Raw genomic sequence first — 12,168 nt, 5'->3', positions numbered from 1 at the left:
CCGCTTGCGTATTAATGTGCGGTATGCCCCTTGGCAAGCGTGGCTTCTGCCACATCCAGCGTGAAGTCAACCGTATGCACTTTCCCTTTCGCCTTAAACTGGAGCCAGCCCCTGTAGATTCCGGGTTCCTTGAACGTGGTGTTCAAATCAAATTGACTGTTGATGACATCCGGGTGCACGTGCAGGTATTCTTTGTCCTTCAGACTGATCACCACCATGTGCGCCTTGGCCCCCAAATAATTCTCCAGCGTGTTCGGGTCGACAGGATGTCCATCCTGTAGCAGGGCACCCGCAATGTGGGCCGGGTTACCAGCCACCAGCTGACCGCCTGAAATTTGCAGCGCCACGGTATAGTTCTCCGAGCTTGCTGTTAACTGCTCCTGGTCAAACGTGACAGCTGGTTTCTCCGGGCCATTCACGCTTATCGCTATTTTTTCCACCTGGTGGGCACCGCCAGAAGGCTGGTAATCCGCAAACATGACATAATTGCCCCCATGCTGGAAATAGGTTTCGGCGGCACCGGGCCCGGCCGAGTAAGGCTGCCCCTTGGCCAGCACCTTGATATCATAGGAACCGGATGCCTGGTACTCCGGGTGGATGTGCTCAAAATAGGACAGGTCCTCGCTCACGACAATCAGGTGTACCTTCTTTTCATGCACGGCATCCAAGGGTACGATCTCGGTGGCATCCCCTGTGACCTTCGGCGTGAAGAACATAGTCGCTTCCTTGCCCGCCTCTAACTGGAGCGGCTTGCTTCGGTAGCGCATCTGATAGGTGAGCCCATTGTCCATCCCCCCATCGTCATGTACCAGGGCCATACCGCAAACCGGGCATTTCCCGGGTTGATCGTAGGTCTTTCCTTTCTCACAATTCATGCTGCAACGGTACGCGTGCTGGTGCCCCCCCTCGGCAGCCTGTACTTCGGTATGATGTGCGCCTGCATGGTCATGTGAGCCGGCCGTGTCGCAGGCAAACAGCAAACCTGCTAAAAAAAGAGAAGCCAAAAATGATGTTGATTTCATAATCTTATTGTTTTTATAATTTATTTATTGGTTTAGGTAAATGGTTTTGACTTGATAGACATTGGAAACGATCAGCCTCTCTCCTGCTGCCAGCCCTTTCAGGATGACGGCCTCTTTCCCGTTCTCCGGCCCTTTCAGGATTGGACATAGCCGCACGAACTCAGCATGATCCTTGACAAAGACGGCTTCCCTGCCCCCTACCTGTGTGATGGCCTCCCGCGGCACGCTTATCCGGTTGGAAGCAGCGGGCAATACCGCATGCAGCACCAGGTTCTCACCCAGTTTAAGCTGGTTGTCAGGGTTTAACACCTCAAAGACAAGACGACGGGATTGATTTTCTGAGTGCACCGTCTGGGCGGCACTCAGCAGCCTTAATCGGAAGGGGGTATCCTTGCCTGCCGGGTGATCGATCAGGTACGTCGTCGCCTGCTGAAACCTTTGCTCATCCAGAGCTGGCAGCTGGGCCTCCACATACACCTTCTCCAGGCTGGTCACTTCAAAAAGAGGCTCCCCTGCGCGCACCATGGCACCGGCGGCATAGGAGAACGGAGCGACCACCCCCTCAATCGGGGACTTCAGGTAAATGACCTTTGCGCCGCTACTGCCGCTGTTCCTTTGGTGGAGAAGCCTGTTCCTTTCCGCAGCCGAAAACCGGGCTTTCGCCTCACTCAGTTCTTTCTGGGCAACGATGTCAGCGATGCGCAGCAGCCTGTCCAGGTGTATGCTGGCTGCTGCATATTCTGCTTCCACCAGGTTCCGCTCCGCTTCGAGTGCCATCTGGTCTTCCGCAGCAATCCGCTGCTCCACCTGGGCGACGACCTGTCCCTTTCGCACCCGATCCCCAGGCCGAACGCCCACTTGCAAGAGGCTGCCGGTTTGTGGTGACTGTATGACGGCCATACCATCAGGGGCCCCCACAACCGTCCCAAACAGCGGCACCGTCTCCTGAAAGGCGCCAGCGGTTACGCGCTGTGTTAAGATGTTATAGAGAAACTGCGTTTCCTTCTCCACGTGAAAGGAACCAGCCGCCGCCATGGTCCTTGCCTGCGGGGCATGCCCCTCATGGGCTTGTACCGCATGGAAAGAAGTAGCCGGAAAGAAACACGCCAGCACCAGCACCATACCGGTCAGGCCCGGATGACGCCTCCTGCGCAGCAGAAAGGTAAAAAACGCACCTGCCACAAGCCCCCCTACTCCAAAGAGCCACGAGGCTACATGAGGCGCTTGCTCAGAGGCTTCCAGGATTGCGCCTGGTAGGCTTGCCCCCACTTTTACCCCGCTTACCTGCAGCAGGTCAGGACCCGCCTTGCCGTTCAGAGACACGATCAGGTTGTAGTCCCCTCTCTCCGGGAAAACCGTTTTCAGCTGGTATATCCCCGGCTCTTGGTTTGTCACCTCTAGGGGGATGTCAGGGTGCCCGGCGACCCTCACTGTCAGCTCCGTACTATCCATCGGCGCATTGGAGTCATAATCGCTGATATACAACAAAAGCGTCGCCTCCTCTGCGGGTACGATCGGTCCATGCTTCAGCAGTAATTCATATCTGCCAGAGGATGCCTCAGCTGCGAAATAGGAAGCGGCTGCCGTCGCCTGCTTGGATTGTCCGTGGTCCTCCCCTCCATGCCCAAAGGCAAGCACAGGCACCCAAAACAAAAGCATGATGATTCTTTTCATAGTTCTCCGGTTATAAAATGATAGTCTAACATGGCTTGATTGTAATCCTTGATCACTTGCAGATACCTCCCCCGAATCCTATAGGCATCGTTGATGGAGCGCAGGAAGTTGACATAGTCCAGTTCTCCAGCCTCCAGCATTCTGGTAGCGGCATCTATCATCTGCAGCGTCGTGCGCTCAGACTCCCGCAGGTTCACCATCGCCTCCCGGTTTGCCTGAAGCGCCTGCCGAGCGCCTGTAAGCTGCACAGTGAGCTCCTGCTGATACCCGCGCCGTTCGCTTTCAGCTGCCTCCGCTGCGGCTCTTGCGGCCTTGCTTTTTGCCCTGTACTGCCACTGCCAAAGGGGAAGGCTAAGTCCCACTTTCAGCCTGGCAACATCCCCTGTTTCTCCCCTCATGCTGGGGATGTACTCCAACCGAAGGTTTGGCAGGGTTCTGTGACGCGCCAGACTGCCCTGCTGCTGCTCTAACAGCACCTGCTCCTGTAGTAAATGCAGTTGGGGGTTGCACTGCAGGCCGATGCTATCCGATTCCATCTGAACAGACGCTAACGGCTCAAGCCGGCTAGGGCGAATGGGCGTATCATGGCCTGTCCGCAACTGGAGCTGCCTGTTGAGCGAAGCGCAGGAACGGGCACTTTGCAGGTAGTGTGCATGGGCCTCCTGGGAATGCATGAGCGCCGCACTCTTTTGCAGGAAGTTAATCTGTCCGGCGTCAAACTGCCTCGCAGCCACCTGCGCGATTGCAGCATAAAGCGAGTCTATCTGATAGCGTTGGGCCTGCAGGCTTTCCGCATACTGCAGGTTCAAATAGAGTACCCTGATCTCGTAGGCTATCTCCTGGACAGTCTGCTGTCTCTCCCGCTCAGCCACAACGGTCTGCTGCTTTTGAACCTGGTATTGTTTGACATAAACTGTAGGGAAGGCAAAGGACTGTGCGATGCCATCAGGAGACAGTGTCCTCCCCTCCTGTACGATGGTGAGTTCCGGGGCTGCAAGGTTCACGGCAGCCGGAAGCAAGGCCTGCTGCTTGGCTACCCGTTGCTGGGCTGCAGCCGCACGACCGCTCAGCGAAAGCGCCCTCTCCACCGCCTCGTCGGCGGTCAAGAACTGTTGGCCACGTGTTTTACCCGAAAAGGCAAACCATAAGACCAAAAGCAGGTAAAGTCGGATCATAGCAAAAAAATCAAGGTTTATAAAGAAACTTGTACATGATAGACAAAGCCCGAAAGAGGTAAGCGGAGCAGGCTCCGACTCACCTGGCGACCACCTCACCTGGAGGAGCAGCCGGCTCTTATCTGATGACGCTACAAAATTAGAGGGGCGGCAAGGGGGGTGCTTTATAGAATAGCGGGAGAAACTTACATAAATCCTGTACCCGATGAAGCTAGACGCAGCAGGAGGCTAACGTACGGGAGCTGCTTACAGGATTCGCAGCAGTTTTGCCCCGCTCCCTTTATTTCAAAAAATAAGATCTGAAGCCGAGAGAGCAGGCTGTAAGGAGTCACCATTCAGATCCTATTGCCAGCTGTGCTTCAGTCTGAATTTGCGTAGCAACAGACGTATTTGAAAATGATAATGGCACCCGCTGCCCCGATAAGACAGGAAGGAATCCCAATGCCTTCTTTCGCCTCCCAGTAATGACCTGTACTCGCTACGCCAGTAGCAGGGAGCCCTGCTAAAAAATGAAGGGTGGTGTGGTGAATGCTGATCGTAACTTTACTTTAAATAGATGGCCTCTCTTATAATGGCCGTGAAGCAACCCTGTCCTGGAGGCGGCAGGTACTGGGCGCTGCCGGACTAGGCTTGCTTGCAGCTATTAGAACACGCCCCTGCGGTACCTTGTCAAAAAATGGCAGCCCCTCCTTGGGAGTACCTTCCAAGGAGGGGCTGAAAAGAGCTATCCCATATTGCAATGCTGAGTGGGTCGCCCGATCCTATTCAAATATTTCAACACTGGAGGCCAGGTTGCGCGTAAGAGCAGCTGCCTGTCGCGTCCTGGCTGCTAAGGGAAGTTTACCCGGCATGGATGTCATCCGGGTGCACAAACGGCATCCAAGTCCTATCCCTACACTCGGACTCAACAGCAGCATCGCTTCGGAATGATGCTATCGGTTAACTTCCGGCTCAGAGACCATCCGTGAAATGACGCCGACCTTTCTCCTCCTTAAACTTCTTTTCATTGTAGGCAGCAGACATATTGCGGGGAATCGACATGCTTTTCCATTAATTATCTTGAGCCAACTTGGCAATGTAGACGATCTGCCCGATATGGTAAGGGTAGTGCGCCAGCTGGCGGTTCAGAGCCTCTGTCACCGTATGGCCCTCATGGCGGATGTTCACGATACGCTCCAGCTCCTCTACCTTCAGCTGTCTGACGGCTTCCAGCAGGCACTGCCATCCGCTTTACCAACAGGCCACCAGTTAAGCACGGCCGCGAAGCAGCGGCTCAGGCCACTGCCAGCAATCGTTTTGCTCTGTCAGAACGACTCATCTATAAGCTCTTTATTGATCCATGCACCGGCCTTATTTCCAGCGGCAATCGCAGCAGACACTGCTCTAAACAGCGATGTGTTATCACCTGCTGCATAAACTCCTGGTACGTTTGTTCGTTGATAGTCATCCACTTTAAGATGGCCCTGCGCTGTCAATTCGCAGCCTAAATCCTCCGGAATCTCACATTGCTGTTTGAAGCTTCCCCTTGTGAAAAGCGCGTTAACGCGCTCTATCGTGCCATCCTTGAATACAACCCGCTCCAAATAACCATTCTTGTGAGCAAGGTGGCTTATCTCCTTTTCAAGGATGCGAATATGATGCGCCTTCATCCGGTTTGTCTGTTCGCCTGTCAAATGGGATGCTCCATTAGTAAACAAGGTTAGATCCTTTGTCCAATTACTGATCAGCTTTGAAAGCTCAAAGCCAACATCACCATTCCCAAGCAGCCCAATTGCTGTATTTTTTACTTCATAGCCGTGACAATAAGGGCAATGCAGAACGGAGATGCCCCAGCAATCAGATAACCCCTCTAGGTCAGGCAGCAAATCGCTTATCCCTGTTGCGAACAGAACCTTTGCAGCATGAAAGGTTTCGCCTGTTTTCAGCCCTATTGAAAAAAGGTTATTAACCTTCTGTCCTCTGACTGCAACTCCGTCCTTAAAAACAACAGTCTCGTATCTCGCCACTTGCGCTTTCCCCTGGTCAGCGATTGCTTGTGGCGTGGCGCCATCCTGGGTTAAGAAATTGTGTGAATAGGGTGCTTGTTTATTACAAGGTTGGCCGCTGTCAATAATTAATACGTGCCTGAGCGCGCGCCAAAGCCATCGCGGCGGAGAGTCCTGCGTAGCTTCCACCTACGATAATGACGTCAAAGTCCTTTTTGTTTGCCATCTGGTTGTTTTTGAACGTGCTGTCGGTAGCGTTCATAACGCCAATACTGATTATTTGAGTCTCTTTATTGACCCGTGCGGATCAACCTGCTACTAGGTGCTGGTGCCTGCTGATGATGCTACTCTATTACTTCATCAGGTAGCCATCCTTCCTCCCCCGTTTCGATCATTTTAGACCACGTCCAGCCATTTAAAGCATTTATTTTCTCTACCACATCTCCCGGTATCACATTCAGCTCTTTTGCCGAGTAAGCCGCTAGAACCTTACCGGACGTTCTGTCAGAAGACATGTCAAGGAGCTGGACGGGGACCCAACCTTTATTTTTTTCATTTTCCGCCCAAATCCAACCTTCCCATTTTTCATCTTGCACGTCGGCTCTTAACCTCACCTCATCCCCCGCTTCTAAAACAATAGGATCCTTGTAGGGAGAGACATATACTTGGATAACTTTAGCTTTGTGCCTATGCTTCTTTACCATATTTTACGATCTATTGGAAGTTTAATTTTTACTAAAAGCACCAATTTCCAAGGAACTATAAAAAGTCCCCCGCTCATTCCCTGCTGCTACCTAGAGGAGGCAGGAAACAGCGCCAGGTTAGTCCATCCCCGGGAGTTTTCGCAGGCAAGGCGCTGCCCCGAGAAAGGTTTCCCCTTATCGAGCAGCACCGCGCTGTTCCAGCCCCTCCGCTGTCCAGCTCCAAAGAATAGATCAGGATATAAACCTGTGAGCGCAGTAATAAAGCAGCACCAGAACATGTTGCGCACTGGTGTCAGTCTATTAATAAATACTCTGAGATTCATTAGTATCCTGATAGCTGCCGCAAAGAGTAGCAGAAACAGGAATCGCTTCAACTGGACCAGCTTGATAGTTAACATGAAGTCATAAAAGCATAAAAACAGAGATAGCAGCTGATCTGTAAAAACAGGAGTTAAAGGACTTTCCTTTTGGGGCCTGGCCTTCTGGAGAAAGTGCTGGCTGTCGTTGTATTGGTTGCGCATCATATGATATGCCATCCCTAAATCGTTTGCGGAGGCTAATATATGAAGTCAAAATTTTGAGTTGAAACCGCCACTAATATATTTTGTCTTCCAAGAGCATAATGTCTACTTTTTCTGCCAAGGTTAGTGCAACGCCTTCCGGGTGTAGAATCAGCCGCTCCCAGAAAGCACCGCAACAGCAAGTGCCTGCTTAGCTAACGTGCCGCTATGCCGAGCACCTGTTTTGAAATGTTCGCGAAGCCTTCCAGCAGGACGTATTTTAATAATAAACAAAGCCCCCGTTTCACACCTTCCCCCTATGATTTTTAATAAAATAGCATCAGCAAGTCACACATGAAAAAAGCAGTAATAGTAGCTTTCGATAGGTTCACGGATCTGGACGTTTTATTTGCTTGAGATTTGTTGAATCGAGTCAAGTATAGCGAGAAAGGATTTCAGGTTAAAATTATTGGAACAGCAAGTACGCATCAGTCTATGTCTGGATTAACCCTGGCTACACATGGTCAGATTGAAGCTTGTTATGATGCTGACCTTGTTTTCTTTGGTAGTGGACCTGGGGTTATGGATTTGTTACATGATGAAACCTACCTATCCCGTTTTAGGCTTGACCCCGGCAGACAAGTAGTCTGTGCTATGTGCTCGGGGGCTTTGCTGATTGCGGCGCTAGGTTACTTAAAAGGGCTTTCCGCGACAACCCATCCCGGTGCATTTGAAGCCCTAAGAAACTACGGTGTGGATGTTCTTGAAGATAAACATCTGGTGATACAAGGAAATATAGGAACGGCAGCCGAATGCTTAGCTGCTATAGACTTAATTGGCTGGGCTATTGAGAAACTTTATGATCATCAGATAAAAGACGAGGTAATCGCCTCTGTATTACCTATCGGACAAAGGCAGGTGTCTGTATAAATGTGAGTTACTTCCTTGCAGGACGCTCGGTCCTATGGTCAATTTTACTACCCTTCAACAGATCGCCTGGTAATCTGATCGTTCACGCTGTCCGTATTATTTGCCACTACACGCAAAGCGGCTCGGAATGGAATACCGCCCGGTGCACCTGTTCGAGGAAATCTGATCAAGGAAGAAACTCCGTGAAAGAATGCGAGATGAAGCCGCCATGGGTTAGCAAAGGATTCGTCTACAGCCTGGAAAATAAGCACCTATGCCATTGCGTCTGGCCGCATTCGCTGCATCAGGCAGGTAACTGCTCCGCTCCTTAGCGGGCTGTTTTGTGACGATGGCCTGCCCCGTCTTCTCTTATTAATAAATAAGACGCTTAACTTAAATATATAAGACAAAGCATCGATTATATAAAGCGCGGGGCAGCGGAGGATGTAAATTTGTGCCTGCATCACGGAGCGGTATCTTACATGACAAAGCTGTCAAAGATTATACCCAACTGGGTGGATTTTGGATGCTTTCAAAGTGGGGCTTCTTTTGGAAGTCAGGAATGGACGGGGCAACATAGGAAGCGAACAGAAACAGTAAGCCTATAGCGAGGATAGGGTGCTGCCAGAAGGGGAGCGCCTGATGCTGATTGTATCGGTAAGCCCCTACACCAAAGTGCTACTCCCGGAGCTATTCCTGACCAGAGCATGGGCTCCATTATATAAGATAATCATATTCTTTATTTATATGCTACTCAATGTTTCAATGAAAAAAGGCTTATTGGTCTTCCTCTTGTTTATCTCAACAAGCCATTCGTTTGGCCAAGTGAATGAGCTATATGAGCTGTACCGCAGGAAAGATTTTTCTACGCTTTCAAACCGGATCCAGGACAACAGGCAACTTGACAAAAAAACGAAGAAGGTCTTTGAGGCAACGATCCTCAATGCCTATGGTAAGGCTACGAAATCAAACCAGCTGCTCAAACCTCTCCGCATCGCTCAATCCAAACTAAAAAGCGATGATACCTTGTCCTATGTTGCCCTCAAAACACAGTTTGACAATGAGGTGAAGCTATTTAATTACAAAAAGGCTGTCCGGACAGGAGCCCTGCTGCGATCTTCTTTCAGAGCGTTTTATACGACAGAGGGATTTGAGGATGAAGGAGAGGCGTTGAAGATTTGGAGGTTACTCTCCGATGTGCCCCCACAACAGGTGGAGAATGTGCACGATCGGGATATCCAGTTAAAGAAGGACAAAGCAGGTCTGCCGAACATCCCGGTGCAGATCGGAGGAGAAGTGCACGACATGGTGTTCGATTCGGGTGCCGGCCTGTCCGTCCTATGTGAGAGTTACGCCCGAAAACAGGGGTTTCAATTCGTCAGTGACTCGACCATCTTTATTAAAAGTGGGATCACCGGTCTGGCAACGCCTGTAAAACTAGCAGTGGCGGAACGATTGCGGATTGGGGGCATTGCTGTTAATAATGCCGTGTTCTTGGTCTTCCCTGATAGTGCTTTAACTTTTGGAGGCGGTGTTTACAAGATCAATGGCATCATTGGTTTCCCCATTATCAGCAATTTTGGAAGCCTGACCTTTACGGGTCAAACCAAGCTCACAATCAATAAAGCAAAACCTAAGGAAAACATAAAGCCCAACATGATCATTGATGGCTTGAAACCAGTGATCTATTTAACGTTCAATGGAGAAGAGTTACCCTATACCTTCGATACGGGAGGAGGCAGAACGAAACTCAGCAATAACTTTTATAAAAGGTATAAAGCAACGGTAGATGCAAATGGAGCTTCGCAGGAGCTTCAAGCGGAGGGAACAGGTGGCAGTTTGACCTTACAGGGGTATGAAATGCCAGAGCTTACCTTTTACCTCAGCGGCAAGCCAATTCGACTAGAAAAGGTTTTTGTGAGCCTGGAGCCCATTTCAACGAACGGAGATATTTATTTCGGAAACATCGGCCAGGATTTTATTCGGCAGTTTGAGACAATGACCATATCCTTTGAAGGGGCCTATGTTTCCTTTGAGTGAGATGAGGAGGCTGGCTGGCAATAATCTCCCGTGATGCCGTTTCTCGCTATTTTTTGTCAGCAGGACAGTCTCCCAGGCAAGAGCGTGTAAGCCAACTGATAAATACAGCAGCAATCAAACATGTAATTCTCCAATTGCTTATGCTAGCTGTCGTAGCAGGCATCTCTGTCGGCACCTCCTGTCATGCTTCTGAATAAAAGTATGAACTTGCGCAGGTTCCAGTCTGATAGCTTAAGCACTTCTTTATAATGAATTCTACACTATGAAAAGATTCGTTTTCCTATTATCCGGTCTTCTGCTGGTGACATGCGGAACACTCGCCCAGAAAAAGCAAAAACAAACCTTTCATGATCAAACCCATTGGGACTTGCAAGCTTCCTTCAAGTATGACTTCCTCTGCCTCTTAAACACCCTGACAGGGGATCCCTATTACCTGAAATACTACGAAGCGGAGTACCAGGAAATCACGCAGGCCTTCCGTCTCACCCCGGAAGTACAGGCTTCGCTACAAAATGTAAAGAGACAGGTAAAGGACGAGAATAAAGGAATTGTGTCGGCTTATTTATGCCTGGTCTATTCTGCCACCAGTGCCAATACACTCACTGAACTCAGAGCGGTTACACAATCCCCTGAGCAGCTTCAGAAAGCCTTCAAAGCGAGCAGGTACTATTCCGAAAAGAACTGGGAGACGTTCGAGCGCTTACGCCCGGACCTGTTAGTTATCTTTGACTATTTTATTGCGGTGGACTTTGAGCGTTACTATCGCGCAAAATATGCTGATAAAGTAGAAAACAAAATGGCTGAAATAAAGCTGGAACTTCCAAAATATAACATCATACCTACCCTTGAGGAGCACTTGGGATACCCGTTGGAATCAGACACGATAACCGTGTCCATGCTCTTTTTCTCACAGCCGCACGGCATCAAGATTATCGGCACCAAATTTCTAACGGACATACACTGGCCATTTGCTACTGTGTTTCGAAACGCAGTCCATGAAATGATGCATCCCCCCTTTCATCCTAAATATGGGAAATTGCCGCAGCTTCTAAAAGAGCTCGAGCAAGACAGACTCTGGGCTGAGGCCTTCCAGAAAAGAAACACGAGCAGCGGGTACAACTCCTACTCGGCGCTGTTTGAAGAAGGTGCCGTACAGGCTTTGGAAAACCATATAAACAAGCAATTTGGCATGGGCAGGGATGTTGCCGATTACTGGGCCAAGCAGGATGGCGGGATTCATGTGCTGGCCGTGTGCCTCTACGTCGCGATGCAAGACTGGGAGTTCAGTAGAAAAAACCATTATTCAAAGTTTCTTAAACACTTCAGCAAAACGGTCAAGCGAAACGGGGGTATGATCAAATTTTATAGAAAACTGTACCCTGTACAACGTGGTACAGCGAATGGAAGCTAGACTTTTGCCCCCTCCCAAAGCAGTGAACGCCACTCTTGGTGAAAAAACGACCTATGGTTTGTGTCACTCGGCTGGCGGCAAGCCGTGTTATTTCAATTCCTTAGCCTGTGCGTTCACTTGCTCTTTACCTGATGAGCCTTATACCTTGGAACCACTTCAAGGCGTGACTGCTTGCCTACCTGCAAAAGCGGAACCCGACCCACGACGACACCTTTCTCATAATACCTTCACATAAGGAAACGCCTTACCAGGAAAAAAGCCACCGAATAGGAAAAAGAACACCGCTGGGGTACGAACTGGTGTCGCTGAGCTTCAACATCAGTGCTGGCGCTGCTGAAATATTAGAAGTTGTGTAGCCGGGCGTGCTAGTAACTCCGCCGCACTTTGCTGTTGAGGCACAGTTGACCACCGCTTGCTAAGCGGGAGATCTGTACCTCAGGATAAACAGAAAGATTAAATCATCAGTAGTAGGCAGGACAAGGCGTGAAGAGATAGCAAGTTAACCTGTTTGACGCACTGTGTTTTTCAGCGTAGGTAAGCCATCATGGCACGGAATCCGAACAATTACCTGCATGGGCAGAGGCCAGCTAATGTCAAGCCTGTACGATCATTTCCGGCACCTTATACGATGCATCTGTCCTATTTACCAGGCCATAGCACCAGGAAGCAACTTCCTGACCTGGACTGATAGCTGTCCCAATATTTTTTAACTGCCAGCCTGTGCATTTTCCTTCACACACAAGCGCGC

10 protein-coding genes are annotated in these 12,168 nt (G+C 50.1%); 3 read left to right on the top strand and 7 right to left on the bottom strand.

The annotated features are described in order from the left end of the window. Nucleotides 1-11 precede the first annotated feature (11 nt). The 7 genes from AC5FXQ_RS20080 to AC5FXQ_RS20050 all read right to left on the bottom strand — a co-directional run bounded on the left by AC5FXQ_RS20080 (nucleotide 12) and on the right by AC5FXQ_RS20050 (nucleotide 7,084). A complete protein-coding gene (locus AC5FXQ_RS20080) occupies nucleotides 12-1,022 on the bottom strand; it encodes a DUF8832 domain-containing protein (protein WP_493604199.1) in 1,011 nt (336 codons plus the stop codon). Between the two features lie 24 nt (nucleotides 1,023-1,046). After that, a complete protein-coding gene (locus tag AC5FXQ_RS20075; RefSeq protein WP_493604198.1) occupies nucleotides 1,047-2,696 on the bottom strand; it encodes an efflux RND transporter periplasmic adaptor subunit in 1,650 nt (549 codons plus the stop codon). Beyond that, nucleotides 2,693-3,871: a TolC family protein gene (locus AC5FXQ_RS20070; protein WP_493604197.1), complete on the bottom strand. Its 1,179-nt coding sequence runs from the start codon at nucleotides 3,869-3,871 to the stop codon at nucleotides 2,693-2,695. Before AC5FXQ_RS20070 ends, AC5FXQ_RS20075 begins: the two co-directional genes overlap by 4 nt. A gap of 1,050 nt (nucleotides 3,872-4,921) precedes the next feature. Next, nucleotides 4,922-5,086: a DUF1572 family protein gene (locus AC5FXQ_RS20065; RefSeq protein WP_493604242.1), complete on the bottom strand. Its 165-nt coding sequence runs from the start codon at nucleotides 5,084-5,086 to the stop codon at nucleotides 4,922-4,924. A gap of 89 nt (nucleotides 5,087-5,175) precedes the next feature. Further along, on the bottom strand, nucleotides 5,176-6,045 hold the full coding sequence (locus AC5FXQ_RS20060) for an NAD(P)/FAD-dependent oxidoreductase (RefSeq protein ID WP_493604196.1): 870 nt from the start codon (nucleotides 6,043-6,045) through the stop codon (nucleotides 5,176-5,178). 155 nt (nucleotides 6,046-6,200) lie between these two features. Next, nucleotides 6,201-6,560: an SH3 domain-containing protein gene (locus AC5FXQ_RS20055; RefSeq protein WP_493604195.1), complete on the bottom strand. Its 360-nt coding sequence runs from the start codon at nucleotides 6,558-6,560 to the stop codon at nucleotides 6,201-6,203. Nucleotides 6,561-6,646: 86 nt separating this feature from the next. Continuing rightward, on the bottom strand, nucleotides 6,647-7,084 hold the full coding sequence (locus AC5FXQ_RS20050) for a hypothetical protein (RefSeq protein WP_493604194.1): 438 nt from the start codon (nucleotides 7,082-7,084) through the stop codon (nucleotides 6,647-6,649). Nucleotides 7,085-7,480: 396 nt separating this feature from the next. Between AC5FXQ_RS20050 and AC5FXQ_RS20045 the strand changes: the two genes are divergently transcribed. From AC5FXQ_RS20045 to AC5FXQ_RS20035, 3 genes are all read left to right on the top strand, one after another. Further along, nucleotides 7,481-7,990 carry a DJ-1/PfpI family protein gene (locus tag AC5FXQ_RS20045; protein ID WP_493604193.1) on the top strand — a complete coding sequence of 170 codons (510 nt, stop codon included), beginning with the start codon at nucleotides 7,481-7,483 and terminating at the stop codon, nucleotides 7,988-7,990. Nucleotides 7,991-8,587: 597 nt separating this feature from the next. Continuing rightward, the gene (locus AC5FXQ_RS20040; protein ID WP_493604192.1) at nucleotides 8,588-10,009 is read left to right on the top strand and encodes an aspartyl protease family protein; all 1,422 of its coding nucleotides are present in this window, start codon (nucleotides 8,588-8,590) and stop codon (nucleotides 10,007-10,009) included. 262 nt (nucleotides 10,010-10,271) lie between these two features. Further along, entirely contained in the window at nucleotides 10,272-11,420 is a 1,149-nt protein-coding gene (locus AC5FXQ_RS20035; RefSeq protein ID WP_493604191.1) for a hypothetical protein, read from the top strand. Nucleotides 11,421-12,168 lie beyond the last annotated feature (748 nt).

The sequence above is a fragment of the Pontibacter sp. LHS1 genome, from assembly GCF_058932855.1.
The sequence above is the reverse complement of the archived record's forward strand: the minus strand, read 5'-3'. Positions and strand labels throughout refer to the sequence as shown.

What these genes read in the sequence shown, in the direction of transcription:
- AC5FXQ_RS20075 (WP_493604198.1), bottom strand. Translation starts at nt 2,696, where the DNA reads ATGAAAAGAATCATCATGCTTTTGTTTTGGGTGCCTGTGCTTGCCTTT.
- AC5FXQ_RS20055 (WP_493604195.1), bottom strand. Translation starts at nt 6,560, where the DNA reads ATGGTAAAGAAGCATAGGCACAAAGCTAAAGTTATCCAAGTATATGTC.
- AC5FXQ_RS20080 (WP_493604199.1), bottom strand. Translation starts at nt 1,022, where the DNA reads ATGAAATCAACATCATTTTTGGCTTCTCTTTTTTTAGCAGGTTTGCTG.
- AC5FXQ_RS20070 (WP_493604197.1), bottom strand. Translation starts at nt 3,871, where the DNA reads ATGATCCGACTTTACCTGCTTTTGGTCTTATGGTTTGCCTTTTCGGGT.
- AC5FXQ_RS20050 (WP_493604194.1), bottom strand. Translation starts at nt 7,084, where the DNA reads ATGATGCGCAACCAATACAACGACAGCCAGCACTTTCTCCAGAAGGCC.
- AC5FXQ_RS20035 (WP_493604191.1), top strand. Translation starts at nt 10,272, where the DNA reads ATGAAAAGATTCGTTTTCCTATTATCCGGTCTTCTGCTGGTGACATGC.